Annotated in this window: 13 protein-coding genes; 9 read left to right on the top strand and 4 right to left on the bottom strand. The window is 70.3% G+C overall.

The window, feature by feature from the left end; all coding sequences use genetic code 11:
* Nucleotides 1-3,873, top strand: a complete 3,873-nt coding sequence (locus tag F7P10_RS24925) for a DNA-directed RNA polymerase subunit beta' (RefSeq protein ID WP_151012723.1) — start codon at nucleotides 1-3, stop codon at nucleotides 3,871-3,873.
* A gap of 176 nt (nucleotides 3,874-4,049) precedes the next feature.
* Here the strand turns inward: F7P10_RS24925 and F7P10_RS24930 are convergent, their stop codons facing one another.
* The 4 genes from F7P10_RS24930 to F7P10_RS24945 all read right to left on the bottom strand — a co-directional run bounded on the left by F7P10_RS24930 (nucleotide 4,050) and on the right by F7P10_RS24945 (nucleotide 10,222).
* Nucleotides 4,050-7,763, bottom strand: coding sequence for an Ig-like domain repeat protein (locus F7P10_RS24930; RefSeq protein ID WP_151012725.1), 3,714 nt, complete (start codon nucleotides 7,761-7,763; stop codon nucleotides 4,050-4,052).
* 53 nt (nucleotides 7,764-7,816) lie between these two features.
* A complete protein-coding gene (locus F7P10_RS24935) occupies nucleotides 7,817-8,602 on the bottom strand; it encodes a cobalt transporter (RefSeq protein ID WP_151012727.1) in 786 nt (261 codons plus the stop codon).
* Nucleotides 8,575-9,276: a hypothetical protein gene (locus tag F7P10_RS24940; RefSeq protein ID WP_151012729.1), complete on the bottom strand. Its 702-nt coding sequence runs from the start codon at nucleotides 9,274-9,276 to the stop codon at nucleotides 8,575-8,577. The genes F7P10_RS24935 and F7P10_RS24940 overlap by 28 nt, the downstream gene beginning before the upstream one ends.
* A gap of 286 nt (nucleotides 9,277-9,562) precedes the next feature.
* Nucleotides 9,563-10,222, bottom strand: a complete 660-nt coding sequence (locus F7P10_RS24945) for an SDR family NAD(P)-dependent oxidoreductase (protein ID WP_151012731.1) — start codon at nucleotides 10,220-10,222, stop codon at nucleotides 9,563-9,565.
* An 81-nt stretch (nucleotides 10,223-10,303) separates the two neighbouring features.
* Between F7P10_RS24945 and F7P10_RS24950 the strand changes: the two genes are divergently transcribed.
* The 8 genes from F7P10_RS24950 to rpsJ all read left to right on the top strand — a co-directional run bounded on the left by F7P10_RS24950 (nucleotide 10,304) and on the right by rpsJ (nucleotide 18,480).
* Nucleotides 10,304-10,729 (top strand): LysR substrate-binding domain-containing protein, encoded by a 426-nt coding sequence (locus F7P10_RS24950; protein ID WP_218040137.1) that lies wholly within the window; start codon nucleotides 10,304-10,306, stop codon nucleotides 10,727-10,729.
* Between the two features lie 117 nt (nucleotides 10,730-10,846).
* A complete protein-coding gene (locus F7P10_RS24955) occupies nucleotides 10,847-11,083 on the top strand; it encodes a hypothetical protein (protein WP_151012735.1) in 237 nt (78 codons plus the stop codon).
* Between the two features lie 647 nt (nucleotides 11,084-11,730).
* Nucleotides 11,731-13,305, top strand: a complete 1,575-nt coding sequence (locus tag F7P10_RS24960) for a hypothetical protein (RefSeq protein WP_151012737.1) — start codon at nucleotides 11,731-11,733, stop codon at nucleotides 13,303-13,305.
* Between the two features lie 489 nt (nucleotides 13,306-13,794).
* Entirely contained in the window at nucleotides 13,795-14,169 is a 375-nt protein-coding gene (gene rpsL, locus F7P10_RS24965) for a 30S ribosomal protein S12 (protein WP_026404044.1), read from the top strand.
* Nucleotides 14,169-14,639 (top strand): 30S ribosomal protein S7, encoded by a 471-nt coding sequence (gene rpsG / locus F7P10_RS24970; protein WP_131963176.1) that lies wholly within the window; start codon nucleotides 14,169-14,171, stop codon nucleotides 14,637-14,639. Before rpsL ends, rpsG begins: the two co-directional genes overlap by 1 nt.
* Nucleotides 14,640-14,679: 40 nt before the next feature.
* Nucleotides 14,680-16,791 (top strand): elongation factor G, encoded by a 2,112-nt coding sequence (gene fusA / locus F7P10_RS24975; protein ID WP_151012739.1) that lies wholly within the window; start codon nucleotides 14,680-14,682, stop codon nucleotides 16,789-16,791.
* 79 nt (nucleotides 16,792-16,870) lie between these two features.
* Complete coding sequence (gene tuf / locus F7P10_RS24980) at nucleotides 16,871-18,064, top strand: elongation factor Tu (protein ID WP_151012741.1); 1,194 nt, start codon at nucleotides 16,871-16,873, stop codon at nucleotides 18,062-18,064.
* 107 nt (nucleotides 18,065-18,171) lie between these two features.
* Nucleotides 18,172-18,480 (top strand): 30S ribosomal protein S10, encoded by a 309-nt coding sequence (gene rpsJ / locus F7P10_RS24985; RefSeq protein WP_018657599.1) that lies wholly within the window; start codon nucleotides 18,172-18,174, stop codon nucleotides 18,478-18,480.
* Nucleotides 18,481-18,491 lie beyond the last annotated feature (11 nt).

The raw sequence follows: 18,491 nt of genomic DNA on the forward strand, positions 1-18,491 counted from the left end.
TTGCTTGACGTCAACTTCTTCGACGAGCTTCGCATCGGCCTGGCGACCGCCGACGACATCCGCCAGTGGTCCCACGGCGAGGTGAAGAAGCCGGAGACGATCAACTACCGGACCCTCAAGCCGGAGAAGGACGGGCTCTTCTGCGAGAAGATCTTCGGTCCGACCCGCGACTGGGAGTGCTACTGCGGTAAGTACAAGCGCGTCCGGTTCAAGGGCATCATCTGCGAGCGCTGCGGCGTCGAGGTCACTCGCGCCAAGGTGCGGCGCGAGCGGATGGGCCACATCGAGCTGGCCGCTCCGGTCACCCACATCTGGTACTTCAAGGGCGTCCCGTCGCGCCTGGGGTACCTGCTGGACCTGGCCCCGAAGGATCTCGAGAAGATCATCTACTTCGCGGCCTACATGATCACCAGCGTGGACGCCGAGCGCCGCGACCGCGACCTGCCGACGCTGGAGGCCCACATCTCCGTGGAGCGCCAGCAGATCGAGCAGGCCCGCGACGCGCAGGTCGAGGCCCGCCAGCAGAAGCTGGAGGCCGACCTGGCCGAGCTGGAGGAGGCCGGCGCGAAGGCCGACCAGAAGCGCAAGATCCGCGACGGCGCCGAGCGGGAGATGAAGCAGCTGCGGGACCGCTCGCAGCGCGAGATCGACCGCCTCGACGAGGTGTGGAACCGGTTCAAGAACCTCAAGGTCCAGGACCTCGAGGGCGACGAGCTGCTCTACCGCGAGATGCGCGACCGGTTCGGCCGGTACTTCGAGGGCGGCATGGGCGCCGCGGCCATCCAGGCCCGGCTGCAGAACTTCGACCTCGACGCCGAGGCGGAGAAGCTGCGCGACATCATCCGCACCGGCAAGGGCCAGAAGAAGGCCCGCGCCCTCAAGCGGCTGAAGGTCGTGTCCGCCTTCCTCAACACCCGCAACAGCCCGCTCGGCATGGTGCTGGACTGCATCCCGGTCATCCCGCCGGACCTGCGCCCGATGGTGCAGCTCGACGGCGGCCGGTTCGCCACGTCCGACCTGAACGACCTGTACCGCCGGGTGATAAACCGCAACAACCGCCTCAAGCGGCTGCTCGACCTCGGCGCGCCCGAGATCATCGTCAACAACGAGAAGCGGATGCTGCAGGAGGCCGTCGACGCGCTGTTCGACAACGGCCGCCGCGGCCGCCCGGTCACCGGGCCGGGCAACCGTCCGCTGAAGTCGCTGTCCGACATGCTCAAGGGCAAGCAGGGCCGGTTCCGCCAGAACCTGCTGGGCAAGCGCGTCGACTACTCGGGCCGTTCGGTCATCGTCGTCGGCCCGCAGCTGAAGCTGCACCAGTGCGGCCTGCCCAAGCAGATGGCGCTGGAGCTGTTCAAGCCGTTCGTCATGAAGCGGCTCGTCGACCTGAACCACGCGCAGAACATCAAGTCCGCGAAGCGGATGGTGGAGCGCGCGCGCCCGGTCGTGTGGGACGTCCTGGAAGAGGTCATCACCGAGCACCCGGTGCTGCTGAACCGGGCGCCGACCCTGCACCGCCTCGGCATCCAGGCGTTCGAGCCGCAGCTGGTCGAGGGCAAGGCCATCCAGATCCACCCGCTGGTCTGCACCGCGTTCAACGCGGACTTCGACGGCGACCAGATGGCGGTGCACCTGCCGCTGTCCGCCGAGGCGCAGGCCGAGGCGCGGATCCTGATGCTGTCCACGAACAACATCCTCAAGCCGTCCGACGGCAAGCCCGTCACCATGCCCACCCAGGACATGGTCATCGGCCTGTACTGGCTGACGACGGAGAAGGACGGCGCCGAGGGCGAGGGCCGCGCGTTCGGCACCGTGTCCGAGGCGATCATGGCCTACGACCGGGGCGAACTCGACCTGCAGGCCAAGATCGGCATCCGGCTGAAGGACGCCCCGCCGCCTCGCGGCTGGACGGCCCCGGAGGGCTACGACCCGTCGCAGCCGTACCGGCTGGAGACCACGCTCGGCCGCGCGCTGTTCAACGAGGCGCTGCCCGCCGACTTCCCGTTCGTGAACGCGGAGATCGGCAAGAAGCAGCTCTCGGCGATCGTCAACGAGCTGGCGGAGACCTACCCGAAGGTCACCGTCGCCAACTCGCTGGACGCGCTCAAGAGCACCGGCTTCCACTGGGCGACCCGGTCGGGCGTCACCATCGCGATCGACGACGTGATCACCCCGCCCGGCAAGCAGGACATCCTGGGCGGCTACGAGGCCCGCGCCGAGAAGGTGCAGCGCGAGTTCAACCGCGGCCTGATCACCGATGACGAGCGCAAGCAGGAGCTCATCGAGATCTGGAACAAGGCCACGGCCGACGTCGCCAAGAACATGGAGGAGGCGTTCCCGAAGGACAACCCGATCTGGATGATGATCCAGTCGGGCGCCCGCGGTAACCCGCTCCAGCTGCGGCAGATCGCCGGCATGCGCGGCCTGGTGTCGAACCCGAAGGGCGAGACGATCCCGCGGCCGATCAAGTCGTCGTTCCGCGAGGGCCTGTCGGTCGTCGAGTACTTCATCTCGACGCACGGCGCCCGCAAGGGTCTGGCCGACACCGCGCTGCGGACCGCCGACTCGGGTTACCTGACCCGTCGTCTGGTGGACGTCGCGCAGGACGTCATCGTCCGCGAGGTCGACTGCGGCACCGACCGCACGATCCCGTTCGAGGTCGGCGAGCGGCTGCCGGACGGCACGCTGGTCAAGCTCGCCACGACCGAGACCGCGCTGGTCGGCCGCACCATCGCCGAGGACGTCGAGGTGGACGGCACGGTGATCTTCCCGGCCGACACCGACCTGTCGGACTCGGTCGTCACGCGCCTGGTCGACGCGGGGGTGGAGAGCGTCCGCACCCGCAGCGCCCTGGTCTGCGAGGCGAAGATCGGTGTCTGCGCCGCCTGCTACGGCCGCTCGCTGGCCACCGGCAAGCGGGTGGACGTCGGCGAGGCCGTCGGCATCATCGCGGCGCAGTCCATCGGTGAGCCCGGCACCCAGCTGACCATGCGGACGTTCCACACCGGCGGTGTCGCCGGCGGCGACATCACGCACGGTCTGCCGCGTGTCCAGGAGCTGTTCGAGGCCCGCATCCCCAAGGGTGTCGCCCCGATCAGCGAGGTCGCCGGCCGCGTCAAGATCGACGAGACGGAGAAGGCCCGCAAGGTCGTCATCGTCCCGAACGACGGGTCCGACGAGATCGCCTACCCGGTGCCGATGCGGTCCCGCCTCCTGGTGAAGGAGGGCGAGGGCGTCGAGGTCGGCCAGCAGCTCATCGCGGGTGCCATCAACCCGCACGAGGTGCTGCGCATCCTCGGCCCGCGCGCCGTGCAGCTCCACCTGGTCCAGGAGGTCCAGGAGGTCTACCGGTCGCAGGGCGTGTCGATCCACGACAAGCACATCGAGATCATCGTCCGCCAGATGCTGAAGCGGGTGAACATCCTCGAGTCGGGCGACACCGACCTGCTGCCGGGCGACCTGGTGGAGCGGCCGATCTTCGAGGAGACGAACCGCAACGTCGTCGCCGAGGGCGGCCAGCCCGCCGCCGGCCGTCCCGTCCTGATGGGCATCACCAAGGCCTCGCTCGCGACCGAGTCGTGGCTGTCGGCGGCGTCCTTCCAGGAGACGACCCGGGTGCTCACCGAGGCCGCGATGCACGCCAAGAGCGACCCGCTGCTCGGCCTCAAGGAGAACGTCATCATCGGTAAGCTCATCCCGGCCGGTACCGGCATGCCGCAGTACCGCAACGTCCGGGTCGAGCCCACCGAGGAGGCGAAGGCCGCGGTGTACTCCGTCGGCTCCTACGACGACGGCGCCGAGTACGCCTTCGGGCAGGGCTCCGGCGAGGCCGTGCCGCTGGAGGAGTACGACTTCGGGCAGTACAACCGGTAACCTGCGGTTCTCCGGTTTCGCGCACTGACGACGCGCAAGGCGAGGCCCCTTCCGACCGACGTCGGAAGGGGCCTCGCCCTTTGCACGTGTGCCCTATCGGGGGCGGGCACCTCCGGCGCGGCTCGCCGGACCGCTGGAGGCGGTCCGGCGAGCCGGGCCTTTCCCTTGGGGCCGCGTCAGCGGCGCGGGGTGAAGGTGTCGGTCGATTCGGTGAAGTTGGCGTCACCCGCGTACCGGACGGTCACGTCGCCTGAGTCCGGAAGCGAGTCCGGCGAGCACGTGGCCGCTCCCTTCTCGATCGTCCCGGTGCACAGCTCCGTCCCGTCGGCCGCCTGGAAGACGACCGTGCCGGTGGCGCGCTCGTCCAGTTCGGCTTCGAGCGTCGCTCGCTCGCCGCGGGCGTCGCCGTCGCCGCCCAGGTCGGGGTCGGCCTTGGCGACGGTCAGCGTCAGCTTCGCCGACGACGCACCGTACTCGCCGTCGCCCGAGTACCGCGCCGTCACCTCGTAGGTGCCTGCGCCCAGGTCGGCCGGCGTACGGCAATCGGCCCGCCCGCCGTCGACCTCCGCGTCGCACAGCACCGTGCCGTCACCGGTGGCGAACTCGACCGTGCCGGTCGCGTCCTTGGGCAGGTCGCGGGCGCGGAGACGGGTGTCCCGGCCGAACTCGGTGCTCTCGTCCCGGACGGACAGCGACGTGGCGGTGCGGTTCTCGCCGGTGCTGAACGACCAGACGGGCGAGGTGGTGCGGTAGCCGTCGGCGTCGGTCGCGTCGACGTACCAGCTGTAGCGGGTGTCGGGCTTCAGCTCGCCCGCCGGGACCGAGATCTCCGATCCGGACTCGGCGTCCCGCACGGTTCCGACCGTGGTGGTGGTCTTCGCCGTGATGCCCACGTAGTCGGTGCTCACCTTGCGGGTGGGCGCCTCCAGGGCGAGCGGGGCGGTGAAGTTCTCCAGCTCGGGGTCGTAGTAGTGGTTCCCGTCGGTCAGCACGGAGAACGTCTCGTTGTCGACGGTCTGGTTCTCGGTGTCGAACCCGACGGTCCGCATCCAGCCGCCGCCCGCGGTGGGCACGCCCTGGTAGTCGGCCAGCACCTCGACGATCACCCGCTCGCCCTCGCGCTTGACGTTCAGCGCGACGCCGGCGACGTGCCCGGACAGGATCATGTCGACGTTCGCGTTCGGCAGGACCAGCTCGTCGAAGATCCGCTGGCCGGGGCCGTAGTAGGCCCCGCCGACCGTGATGTACTGGTGCGTCCCGATGACCACGTTGTGCTCGGGGTGCGCCTTGATGATCTTGTCGGCCCAGGCGACCTCGGCGTCGTCCAGGCTCCAGTCCAGGTAGAGGACCAGGTAGTCGGCGCCGGGGGTCGACACGATGTCGTAGTGCTGGACGTTGTCGTCCACCGTGCCGCCGAACCACGGCTTGTCTTCGTAGCGGGACTCGCCGAAGTGCGTGCGGTAGACCTCGTAGTGGCCGTTGCCGATGTCGTGGTTGCCGGGAACGATCCCGTACGGGAAGTTCGCGTCGTCCCACGTCTTCATGATCCGGGACGCGTTCGTCCACTCCTGGGCCTGGCTCGCCGTCTGCACGATGTCCCCGGTGTGGACGCCGTACCCGATGTCCTTCGCGTACCGGTTCTTGATCGCCCAGTCCACCATCTTCTGGTAGGTCTCGGGCTCGCGCTCGGAGTAGAACTGCGTGTCGGTCATCCACGCGAACGTCGCGTCCTGCTCGGAGATCACCGACGCGGCGACGTCCTGCACCATCACCCGCGCCTTGCCGCCGCGGACGGTGTCGTTGACGCTCGCCTGCCCGCTCAGCGCGAGCTCCTTGCCGCCCTCGCCGTCGGCGAGCAGCTGCCACTTCTGGTCGGCGTAGTTCCAGACGGACAGAGCCGCGCGCTGACCGGACGGGACCGTCCCGTTCCAGTTCACGGTGTACCGCTGGGCCGCCAGGTTCGACGGCACCTCCATCTCGAACTGCTGGAACGGGTACGCGCGGTCGCCCTCGGTCGTGGTGACCTCGCCGTCCTTGGCCTTCAGCGCCTCGTAGGCCGCCTCGTCCACGGCCTCCCCGGCCGCCCGCTCCGGCGTCGCCGCCGTCGACGAGCCCTGCGTCGCCGTGTTGTTCCCGGCTCCGTAGTCGCCCGTGTAGGCCCACTTCACGGCGACGTCCATGGCGTCGCCCGCCGGGTCCTCGACGGTCACGCCGAGCGTCGTCCCGCTCGGGGAGACGTCCGTCGCGCCGTTGCCCGGCGTGGGGCCGGAGGGGGCCAGCGGGTAGTTGCCGATGGTCGAGAACGTGATCTTCCGCTCGCCCTCGTTGCCGAGCTCGTCGACGGCCTCGGCGACCAGCGTGTGCTCGCCGTCCTTGAGGTCGTCGGCGGTGAGCCGGTCGCCGTTGCTCACGGGCTTCCCGTCCAGCGACAGCTCCAGCGACTCGACGCCGTGCGGGTCGTCCGCCGTCACGTCGATGACGAACGGCTTCTCCTTGTACCGCTGGCCGGCCACCGGGCTGTTGAACGTCACCTCGGGCACGGTGTTGTCGACGGTCACGGTCGCGGTCGCCTTGCGGACGCTGCCTTCCTTCGTCGCGACGACCTCGTGCGTCCCGTCGGCCACCTGGGAGCTGTCCCAGACCGCCGCGTACTCCGTGCGGTAGGAGCCCGGGACGTCGAGGACGAACTCCTTGTAGTACGCCTTCGGGGTGATGTTGTCGCCGACCGGGATGATCTGCGTCGGCGGGACCGACGGGTCGGTGACCGTGCGGCCGCCGCCGAACTCCAGCCGCGCGTTGCGGATCTTGAAGTCGTCGTTGTTGTTCTCGCCGGCCTCGTCCACCGGGTCGACACCGCTGCCGGTGCGGACCCGGATGCGGTTCTCGCCGTTCACGAACCTGTCGATCGGGATCGTCACCTCGACGTTCCCGTAGCTGTTGACCGTCCCGACCTCGGGCTCCGCGACGATCTCGCCGTTCAGCCAGACCGTGTTGCGGAAGCTGCCGGTCTGGTAGCCGTCGGCCTCGAAGACGAACGTCGGGTCCGCGGACGGCCGCGCCTCGGTCGGCAGCTCCGTCCCGTCGACGCCGATCTTCACCGGGCCGTCCGAGGCCGCGACGATCTCGCGGGCCCCGCTGACCACGGCACCGTCGGCCAGGCCCATGGTGACAGGGGCGCCGTGGTCCACGTGGACCTCGGCCTCCGCCTTGCGGTCGCCGTCCGACGACGTCGCCGTCACCGTGTAGGTGCCGGCCTCCAGCGCGGTCGTGTTCCACGCATAGGTCGTCTGCGCCAGCAACTGCTCCGCCGGCATGTCGATCGCCCAGTCGTGGGACGTCGACATGTTCGCGCTGTCGCCGATCCGGACGACCGTCGACGGGGACACCGACGGGTCCGCCGCGCTCGTCGCGTCCGCGAACTCCAGCCGGAGGTTCCGCACGTTGAAGTCGTCGTTGTTGTTGACGGGGTCGTCCGGCATCGTCTTGCTGCCGGTGAGCACGCGGACCGTGTTCCCGCCCGCCTTGAACGCCGACGCCGGGACCGACGCCCGGATCGAGGTGTAGCCCGACACGTCCCCGGGCGGCTGCGCCACCTTCGCGCCGTTCACCCAGACGGTGTTGATGTGCCCCGCGCCGGCCTGCCAGCCGTCGGCCTCGAAGACGACGTCGATCTTCGCCTCGGCCTGCGCGGTCTCCTGCTCGTCGCCGTTGATCGACAGCGAGACGGGCTCGCCGCCGCCCTCCCGGTCGGTCGCCGCCAGCGGGACCTGCCCGGTCAGGACGTCGCCGTCCTTCACCGAGAGCCAGATGCCGTCCTCGACGGTCCCGGTCGCCGCCAACGCGGCCCCGGCGCCGGTGAACGCCAGCGCCAGGCCCGCGAGCGCCGCCACGGGCGCACGGAGACGTCGCCACGTTCTGTGACGTGATCTCATTCCTTGCCTTTCTAGAGTGCCACCAGATTGCTCACCGCGACCGCGGTGATCGCGCAGCCGGCGATGGTGATGCCGGATGCCGCGAACAGGGGGGCCAGCCGGGACGCGAGTCGCACGGCGGCACGGGAACGGCCAACCCGCAGCACCAGGGCGCGGCCGTAGAGCGCGGTCAGGCCGACGGCGCACAGCACCGCCGCCATCCCGGCGCCGAAGATCATGACGAGCGTCAGCGCGAGGCCGGAGCGTCCGCTGAACAGGCCGGTGATGAGGACGAGGAAGGCCGAGGGGGACGGGGTCAGGCCCCCGGCCGCGCCGAGGAGGAGAAGGCCGGGACGGCTGGGGCCGTGGGTGTGCCCGTGCCCGTGCCCGTGCCCGTGGCCGTGGCCGTGGCCGTGGTCGTGCCCGGGGGCTCTGGTGAGGTGGCGGTGCAGCAGCCAGCCGCCCAGGACGACGACGGAGACGCCGACGACCACCTGCAGGCCGCCCGTCAACTCCTCCATCCGGATCACGTCCGAGAGGGAGAGGAACGTCCACGCGACCGCGATCACCAGGACCGACACCGTGTGCATCACCGCGACGCTCGCCCCGAGGTACGCGGCGTCGCGCACGCGCCCGTCCGTCCCGATCAGGTAGGCGGCCGCGAGGCTCTTGCCGTGGCCGGGTCCGATCGCGTGCAGCGCCCCGGCCAGGAACGCCACCACGATCGCCGCCGGAGCGAAGCCGGGCGAGTCGACGAACGCGACGAGCCGGTCGCCGAACCCGTCGCCGATCACGCCGCGCTCCGGCGGCGCCGCCACCAGAACGCCCCGGCGCCCGCCGCGGCCACGACCGCGATCGGGACGCCCAGCCGCAGCACCGTCCCCGGCGTCCGGGCCGCCGACGAGCCGTCCAGCGACCACGTGTGCGTCGGCTCCGACCCGGTGTAGGTGTGCCGCTCGCCGCCGTCGCCGCTGGCGAGCGTCCGGTACGCGGGATGCAGGTCGAGGAGCGTCCGCACGGTGACCTCGGCCGACGCCACCGCGGCCGGGCAGTCGAACTCCAGCCGGGCGCCGTCCTCGGCGAGGTTCGCGGCCGACACGAACCTGCCCGTGCACGCCGTCCCGCCCGACTTCACCTGGATGTTCTTCACCAGGTACTCGCCGAACCTCCCCGACTTCGCGAGCGTGACCGCGTCCGACTCGTCCGACTCCTCCGGTACCAGCGCGCCGTCCTTGAAGACGTAGGTCCGCTTGGCCTTCAGCACCCGCAGCGCGAGCGCGAGCGCCGTCAGGTCGTCGCCCGCCGCCCGCCAGCGCGCGTGCACGGTCGCCCCTTCGGCGCTCACCTCGAGCGTCTGCGGATCGCCGAACGGGTGCGCCCGAGCCGGGCTCGCGTCGAGAAGGGGCAGGACGCAGGCGAGGGCGATGCAGGCGAGCGCCGTCCGCAGGCGGCGGATCCGGGGCGTCGTCCCGTCCGTTCGAAGATCGCGCATGTGCGCAGACGCTAAGAAGGGCCGGAGTGCGTCACCCGATGGGAACGAAGATCCTTCGCGTCCGTTCGATGAACATTCAAGAATCTTGGAACTCGGGCGTGCGGCGGGGAGGGGTCAGTTCGGGGGGGGTGCCGGGCCGAACCGCGCTGTCGACCCGGCGCCACCAGAGATGATTACGCAGCGTAAGTATCGCTCACAGTGTCGCGTGAGGCACATGATGTATCGCCCGCGTGACACGGTTGTGCGACGTAGGCAACGATCACGCAGCGGGTAGGCCGGGACGGGCTCACCAGGGCAGGGGGCGGCCGTCGCGGAAGAAGCCGCCGGTGGGGCCGTCGTCGGGGAGGGTGGCGGCCCAGACGACGCCCGCGGCGCCGTCGGCGACGGGGCGCCCGCCGGGGCCGCCCATGTCGGTGGCGACCCACCCCGGGCAGACGGCGTTGACAAGGACGCGGTCGTGCCGGAGTTCGGCGGCGAGCATCCGGGTGAGGGCGTTCAGGGCGACCTTGGACGCGGTGTAGGCCGGGGTGCCGCCGCCCATGTTCGTCAGGGAGGCGACCTCGCTGGAGACGTTGACGATCCGGCCGTGCCCGCTCGCGCGCAGTAGCGGCAGCATCGCCTGGACCAGCCGCCACGCGCCGTAGAGGTTCGTCTCCGCGGCCTCCCGGACGGTGTCGAGGTCGGCGTCGGCGGCGCGCTGCCACGTGTCGTAGGTGATCGCGGCGTTGTTCACGAGGGCGTCGAGGCGGCCGTACCGTTCGCCGATCTCCGCCGCGGCCCGCGCGGCGTCGTCCGCGGAGGTGACGTCCAGCCTCAGCGGACGGACGTCCGCGGGGACGGAGCCGGGGGAGCGGGCGGCCCCGACGACGGTGTGCCCGCGTCCCGCGAGTTGCGCGCACACCTCCCGTCCGATGCCCCGGTTCGCTCCGGTGACCAGCGCGATCATTCTTCCGGCTCCTCTCGCCAGCGACGGGACGATCATGTGCCCGCAGGCGCTACCGCGTCCAATACCGCGCGTGATAACCGTTTGCCATGGACCGTCCACCTGCGCGTGGTCGCCCGCGAGGACCGCTGGGTCGCCCTCCGCGAGGACCACCGGCTCGCCGGACGCGACGCGGTGGACTTCGCCGAGCTCCTGGACGAACCGTTCCTCGCCCTCCCGGAGAGCGCGGGCCCGCTGCGCGACCACTGGCTCGGCGGCCCGCACCGCGGGGGCCGTCCGGCGCGGATCGGCGCGACGGTCGCCAACGCCGATGAGACCTTCACCGCGATCGAGGAGGGCAGCGGCATCGTCCTGCCGGCCGCCGGGAACGCGGCGATCTACCGCCGGCCGGGCGTCCGGGCCGTCCCGGTGACCGGCCTGCCGCCGTCCGAACTGGCCGTCGCGTGGCGCCGCGGCGACGACCGGACGGTCGTGCGCGACTTCGTCGACGCCCTGCCGGCGGCCCCGTGACCTGGGGAATTCGTCGTTTTCTTGACGTTTGACCGCGTTTTGCTCCACGAGGGGCCGGGGACTTACGTCATTGCCGACAAACATGCATTTCGGGGGAGGAAACGCATGAAGAGGGTCATGACTGGAGCCCTGGTCGCCGCCGCCATGGTCGCCGCGGGGGTGGTGAGCGGCACCGCCGCGGCCGCCCAGCCGCAGCAGCAGACGCAGCAGACCAGGGACTGCCGCACCTACGCGAGCACCACCGTGTGCGGCGATCTCCAGCTCAACGAGAAGCAGCGCGCGTGCGTGACCTCCAGCGTCCAGCTCGGCATGACCGAGCGCAGGGCCGAGGTGGAGTGCCGGGCCACCGGCTGAGGGCCACGTCACGGGCCCGCTCCACAGCCTGTGGGGCGGGCCTTCGCCCGTCCGGTCGCTCTGTGGACGGCGGCGCGTCGACCAAGGCCGGTCCGGTCCCGCGCTTTCGGCCGCCGCCTCGCGCGGAGCCTACGTTCGGTCGCATGTCGGTGATTCGGCGGAACGCCCCGGTGATCGGCCTCTTCCAGCTGGCCCCCTTCGTCGGCGAGTACCTCCTCGGCAACCTGTCCGCGAGCGAGTTGCCGTTCGGGCTCGTGCCGGCGCCGCTGTACGGCGGCGGCCGACCTCGCGGGCAACGCCGCCTTCGGGACGATCGGGGTCGTGATCCTCGTCATGGCCGGGCGCGCGGCGCGGGACGCCCGTGGCGGAGCCGACGTCCGGGGGCGCGAGGGGTGGTGATCGTCGCCGCGGCGATGCATTGTGGACTGGGCGGCACCCGTTTTCGGAGGGTGATTCCTAGCGCAGGGTGGTGATTTGCGATCGCACCGGCGAACGGGGCAGTCTGGGGACCGAGAATGCCCACGCGTGGCGAGACAGCTACGAGGGGAAACCGAGATCATGTCCGGAGACCGCGTTATGCGCCGCGCGTCTCCGGGCGCACCGGGAGCCGAGGAGCCCCGGGACGACGGCGCTGAAGGAGCCCGACGATGACCGAGAATGACGGCGCGCAGGGACCGCAGCGGCCGTTGCCGGAAGACGAGGGCCATGTCACGCCCCCGGAGGGGCAGGGAGAGCAGCCTCCCGCCCGTCCGCTGGGCGAGCGCACGGTGGTGTTCGGCGCTCCGCAGCTCGGCGGGCAGACCGCCCGCCCCGCGCCGCAACAGCCCGCGCCGCAGCAGCCGCAGCAGCCCCCCGCCCCGCCGCAGCAGCCGCCCGCCGGGCAGCAGCCGCCGCCCGCCCCGCCGCAGCCGCCGTACGGGCAGCCGCAGGGGGAGCGCCCGGTGGCCCCGCCCCCGCCGACCATGGTGGAACAGCCCGTCCAGCAGCTGGGCGAGCAGCCGCCGCCCCCTCCGCCGCAGCCGTACGGCCGGCCCGCGCAGGAGGCCGGCGGGTATCCGCCGCCGGAACAGCAGCAGCAGCAGTACGGGCAGCCTCCGCAGCAGCCCGGGTACCCGCAGCAGCCCGCATACGGCTCCCCGCCGGAGCAGCCGCCGTTCGGGCAGCAGCAGCCCTACGGGACGTCCACGGGCGGGTTCCCGCCGGTCGAGCCGCGTGGGCCGGAGGGCCCGCCGCCGTCCGAGCCGCCCGCTCCCCAGGCGCCCCCTGAGCAGCCGGAGCAGTCGCTCGCCGACCGGACGCAGATCGTCCCGGGCCCCGGCACGGGCGAGCAGGAGAAGCCCCGTCCCGTGGTGGACGACCAGGCGACCCTGCACTGGTCGCCCGGTACCGACATCCCGGTCGCGACCGGTCCCGAGCGCAGGCAGGAACCGCCGTCCGAACCGTGGCAGTCGCCCGCCCCGCCCGCGACGCCGGAACCGTGGTCGCCCGACGCGCACCAGTCCCAGCCGGGGCAGCCGCAGCAGCCGGGGCAGTTCGAGACCGACCGGACGCTGATGGTCCCGCCGCCCGGCGAGGGCGCGGGGCAGCAGCAGCCGCAGGGCCTCGGCGGTCCGGACGAGCCGCCCGCGACGGAGGCGTTCGACCCGTCCGGGCACGGCCGTCCCGCCGAGTCGGGCGGCGGCGGCCTGGCCGACCACACCGTGATGGACCTCGGCCAGCAGCAGTGGGGCCAGCCCGCCGGCCAGCAGCCGCAACAGCCGCCGCAGGGCGGTGCCCAGCAGTTCGGCCAGCAGCCGCCGTACGGGCAGCAGCAGTACGGCCAGCAGCAGCAGCCCTATGACCAGCAGTACGGTCAGCAGGCGCCCGGCCAGGCCCCCGGGCAGGCGCCTGGGCAGGCTCCGGGGCAGGGCACCGGCGAGCAGTACCCGCCGTTCGGACAGGGCGGTGCGCCGGACGAGCAGCACGGGGCGCTCCAGTTCGGTCAGCAGCAGCCCTACGGCCAGGCGCCCGGAGCGCCCGGCGCCCCCGGCCAGCACGGCCAGCACGGCCAGCCGGGCCAGTACGGCCAGCCGGGGCAGCCCGGCCAGTACGGGCAGCAGGCCGGGTACGGCGGCGGGGACGCCTCCTCCGGAGGCGGCAAGAAGAAGGTCGTCCTGATCACCGCGGGCGTCGGCGTCGTGATCCTCGCGGTGATCGTGCTGGCGGTGCTGTTCCTGATGTAGCGAGCCGGTCAAGTTTCGGGCACATCTTCCCCCGCAGGGGGTATGTGGGTCACAATGCCGACGGGACTCCCGCCTCCGCGGGCGGGAACTTCCCGTCGGCATTCGGCCGTTCTGTAGGCGAAATCGCCCACCGGGGCCCGGCGGGCTTGCGCCGGGGGACGTCCGCGCGGTAGTGCGCTGCTCGCTTTGCACTTTGGCGTCGCGGTCGGTAACCTCTTCACTTGTGCCCGCTGTGCGCGGGTCGCTATGCGTGCGCGTAGGCATAGCCCGTCAGGGCAGGGCCGGCCGCCGCATTCACTCCCCGGCTTGATTCGGCCCTTTTCGGGTCGGGCGGTCCGTGTCGGTTTCGGCGGGGTTCTCTCCGTGACATGGCGACACGCCCGACCGCGTGGGTCGGAGAGCGTCGGGAAACCGGCAGGTCACAGCCTCTCCTGAGGTGGTGATTGCACACAAGACTTACCGGCTCGGTACGAGGAAGACGGAGACGCGGTGCCCACGATCCAGCAGCTGGTCCGCAAGGGCCGCCAGGACAAGGTGACCAAGAACAAGACGCCCGCGCTGAAGGAGAGCCCCCAGCGCCGGGGGGTCTGCACGCGCGTCTACACGACGACGCCCAAGAAGCCGAACTCCGCGCTTCGCAAGGTCGCCCGTGTCCGGCTGACCAGCGGGATTGAGGTCACGGCCTACATCCCCGGTGTCGGTCACAACCTGCAGGAGCACTCGATGGTGCTCGTGCGCGGCGGCCGTGTGAAGGACCTCCCGGGTGTTCGGTACAAGATCATCCGCGGGTCCCTCGACACGCAGGGCGTCCGCAATCGCAAGCAGGCGCGCAGCAAGTACGGCGCGAAGAAGGAGAAGAGCTGATGCCGCGCAAGGGCCCCGCTGGCAAGCGCCAGCTGATCGCTGACCCGGTGTACAACTCGCCGCTGGTCACCGCGCTCATCAACAAGATTCTCCTGGACGGCAAGCGCTCCATCGCGCAGAACATCGTGTACGACGCCCTCGAGGGCGCCCGCGAGAAGACCGGCAACGACCCGGTCGTCACGCTGAAGCGCGCGCTCGACAACGTCAAGCCGACCCTGGAGGTCCGCAGCCGCCGCGTGGGTGGCGCGACCTACCAGGTCCCGGTCGAGGTGCGGCCCGCCCGCAGCACCACGCTCGCCCTGCGCTGGCTGGTGGTGTACGCCCGGCAGCGTCGCGAGAAGACGATGACCGAGCGCCTCATGAACGAGCTCCTGGACGCGAGCAACGGCCTCGGCGCGTCGGTCAAGAAGCGCGAGGACACGCACAAGATGGCGGAGTCCAACAAGGCCTTCGCCCACTACCGCTGGTAACCCGGCGGATCTGCAACGACGAGACGCAGCGAGGACGAAAGTGGCTACCAAAACCGGTGTAGACCTGGGCAAGGTCCGCAACATCGGGATCATGGCCCATATCGACGCGGGCAAGACCACGACGACCGAGCGGATCCTGTACTACACGGGCATCAGCTACAAGATCGGCGAGGTCCACGACGGCGCCGCCACCATGGACTGGATGGAGCAGGAGCAGGAGCGGGGGATCACCATCACCTCCGCCGCCACCACCTGTGAATGGCCCGTCGACGACGCCAAGCACACGATCAACATCATCGACACCCCCGGGCACGTCGACTTCACCGTCGAGGTGGAGCGCAACCTGCGGGTGCTCGACGGCGCCGTCGCCGTGTTCGACGGTGTCGCCGGTGTGGAGCCGCAGTCCGAGACCGTGTGGCGGCAGGCCGACCGGTACGGCGTGCCCCGCATGTGCTTCGTCAACAAGCTCGACCGGGTCGGCGCCGAGTTCCACCGCTGCGTCGACATGATCGAGAACCGGCTGAACGCGACGCCGCTGGTGCTGCAGCTGCCGATCGGCGCCGAGGCCGACTTCAAGGGCGTCATCGACCTGGTCGCCATGAAGGCCCTCGTGTGGAACGAGGAGGCCAAGCTCGGCGAGATGTACGACACGGTCGACATCCCCGAGACGCACGCCGAGGCGGCGCGCGAGTGGCGCGACAAGCTCATCGAGACCCTCGCCGAGAACGACGACGAGGTCATGGAGCTCTACCTGGAGGGCACCGAGCCCACCATCGAGCAGCTCCACGCGGGCATCCGCCGGGCCACCATCGCGGCGAACCTGACGCCCGTCACGTGCGGCACCGCGTTCAAGAACAAGGGCGTGCAGCCCCTGCTGGACGCGATCGTCCGCTACCTGCCCTCGCCGCTGGACGTCGAGGCCATCGAGGGCCACGCCGTGCGCGACGAGGAGAAGGCGCTCAAGCGCCTGCCGAGCGAGGACGAGCCGTTCTCCGCGCTGGCCTTCAAGATCGCCAGCGACCCGCACCTCGGCAAGCTGACGTTCGTGCGCGTCTACTCCGGCGTTCTGGAGTCCGGCACCGCCGTGATGAACTCCGTGAAGGAGCGCAAGGAGCGCATCGGCAAGATCTACCGGATGCACGCCAACAAGCGCACGGAGATCGAGCGCGTCGGCGCCGGCGACATCGTCGCGGTGATGGGTCTCAAGCAGACCACCACCGGTGAGACGCTGTGCGACGAGAAGGACCCCATCGTCCTCGAGTCGATGAACTTCCCGGCACCCGTCATCCACGTCGCGATCGAGCCGAAGACCAAGGCCGACCAGCAGAAGCTGAGCACCGCGATCCAGCGGCTGGCCGAGGAGGACCCGTCCTTCCAGGTCCGCACCGAGGAGGACACCGGCCAGACCGTCATCTCCGGCATGGGCGAGCTCCACCTGGAGATCCTCGTCGACCGGATGAAGCGCGAGTTCAAGGTCGAGGCCAACGTCGGCAAGCCGCAGGTCGCCTACCGCGAGACGATCTCCAAGGCCGTGAAGAAGGTCGAGTACACCCACAAGAAGCAGACGGGTGGCTCCGGCCAGTTCGGCCGCGTGATCATCGACCTGGAGCCGCTGGGCGGCGGGTCGGACGGCTACGAGTTCGAGAACAAGGTCACCGGCGGCCGCATCCCGCGGGAGTACATCCCGTCGGTGGACGCGGGCTGCCAGGAGGCCGCCGAGTTCGGTGTCCTCGCCGGCTACCCGATGGTGGGCGTCAAGGTCACCCTGCAGGACGGCGCCTACCACGAGGTCGACTCGTCGGAGATGGCGTTCAAGGTCGCCGGTTCCATGGCGTTCAAGGAGGCCGCCCGCAAGGCGTCCCCCACGCTGCTGGAGCCGATGATGGCCGTCGAGGTCACCACGCCCGAGGAGAACATGGGCGACGTGATCGGCGACCTCAACAGCCGCCGCGGCCAGGTCCAGTCCATGGACGAGCGGCACGGGATGCGCGTCGTCAAGGCGCTCGTCCCGCTGTCGGAGATGTTCGGCTACGTGGGTGATCTGCGCAGCAAGACCCAGGGCCGGGCTGTTTTCACCATGCAGTTCGACTCCTACGCCGAGGTTCCGGGGAACGTCGCGCAGGAGATCATCGCCAAGGCGCGGGGCGAGTAGCACCCGGCCTGCCACAGATCACCAGGACCAACACGAAGCGGTCGTCTAGGCGGCCGAGGATCGCAACAAGGAGCAACCAGTGGCGAAGGCCAAGTTCGAGCGGACGAAGCCGCACGTGAACATCGGCACCATTGGGCACATCGACCACGGTAAGACCACGCTTACCGCGGCGATCACCAAGGTGCTCCACGACAAGTACCCCGAGCTCAACCCCTTCACGCCGTTCGAGGACATCGACAAGGCGCCGGAGGAGCGCGAGCGCGGCATCACGATCTCCATCGCGCACGTCGAGTACCAGACCGAGTCCCGGCACTACGCCCACGTGGACTGCCCCGGTCACGCGGACTACGTCAAGAACATGATCACCGGTGCGGCGCAGATGGACGGCGCCATCCTGGTGGTCGCCGCGACCGACGGTCCGATGCCGCAGACCAAGGAGCACGTGCTGCTCGCCCGCCAGGTCGGCGTGCCGTACATCGTCGTCGCCCTGAACAAGTGCGACATGGTCGACGACGAGGAGATCCTCGAGCTCGTCGAGCTCGAGGTCCGCGAGCTGCTCTCGGAGTACGAGTTCCCGGGCGACGACCTGCCGGTCGTCCGCGTGTCCGCCTTCCAGGCCCTGCAGGGCGAGGAGAAGTGGACCGACTCGATCGTCGAGCTGATGAACGCCGTGGACGAGAACGTCCCCGAGCCCGTCCGCGACATCGAGAAGCCGTTCCTGATGCCGATCGAGGACGTCTTCTCGATCACCGGCCGCGGCACGGTCGTCACCGGCCGGATCGAGCGCGGCGTGGTCAACGTCAACGAGGAAGTCGAGATCATCGGCATCAAGGAGTCCTCGACGAAGACCACCGTCACCGGTGTCGAGATGTTCCGCAAGCTGCTCGACCAGGGCCAGGCGGGCGACAACGTCGGCCTCCTGCTCCGCGGCATCAAGCGCGAGGACGTCGAGCGCGGCCAGTGCATCATCAAGCCGGGCACCAACACCCCGCACACCGAGTTCGAGGCGCAGGTCTACATCCTGTCCAAGGACGAGGGCGGCCGCCACACGCCGTTCTTCAACAACTACCGTCCGCAGTTCTACTTCCGGACCACGGACGTCACCGGCGTGGTGAACCTCCCCGAGGGCACCGAGATGGTCATGCCGGGCGACAACACCGAGATGCGCGTCGAGCTGATCCAGCCCATCGCCATGGAGGACGGCCTGAAGTTCGCCATCCGCGAGGGTGGCCGGACCGTCGGCGCCGGTCGTGTCACGAAGGTCATCAAGTAACACCTCTCGTCGACGCGGCGGCCCGGCCGGGCACGCCTCCGGCCGGGCCGCCGCGTCACGACTCCTGAAGTAACAGCGGCACTACAGCAAAGGACACCGAGGCCACCATGGCGGGACAGAAGATCCGCATCCGGCTCAAGGCCTACGACCACGAGGTCATCGACACCTCCGCGAAGAAGATCGTTGAGACGGTGACGCGGACGGGCGCCAAGGTCGCGGGCCCGGTGCCGCTGCCGACCGAGAAGAACGTGTACTGCGTCATCCGCTCGCCGCACAAGTACAAGGACAGCCGCGAGCACTTCGAGATGCGCACGCACAAGCGGCTGATCGACATCATCGACCCGACGCCCAAGACGGTCGATTCGCTGATGCGCCTCGACCTTCCGGCCGGCGTTGACATCGAGATCAAGCTCTGAGGGACGCACCG

Source organism: Actinomadura sp. WMMB 499, assembly GCF_008824145.1.
In the GTDB taxonomy this organism is placed as follows: domain Bacteria; phylum Actinomycetota; class Actinomycetes; order Streptosporangiales; family Streptosporangiaceae; genus Spirillospora.

Bases quoted from the DNA above. Each gene is read 5' to 3' on its own strand.
- F7P10_RS24940 (WP_151012729.1), bottom strand. From the start codon at position 9,276: ATGCGCGATCTTCGAACGGACGGGACGACGCCCCGGATCCGCCGCCTG.
- F7P10_RS24945 (WP_151012731.1), bottom strand. From the start codon at position 10,222: ATGATCGCGCTGGTCACCGGAGCGAACCGGGGCATCGGACGGGAGGTG.
- F7P10_RS24955 (WP_151012735.1), top strand. From the start codon at position 10,847: ATGACTGGAGCCCTGGTCGCCGCCGCCATGGTCGCCGCGGGGGTGGTG.
- F7P10_RS24960 (WP_151012737.1), top strand. From the start codon at position 11,731: ATGACCGAGAATGACGGCGCGCAGGGACCGCAGCGGCCGTTGCCGGAA.
- rpsG (WP_131963176.1), top strand. From the start codon at position 14,169: ATGCCGCGCAAGGGCCCCGCTGGCAAGCGCCAGCTGATCGCTGACCCG.
- rpsJ (WP_018657599.1), top strand. From the start codon at position 18,172: ATGGCGGGACAGAAGATCCGCATCCGGCTCAAGGCCTACGACCACGAG.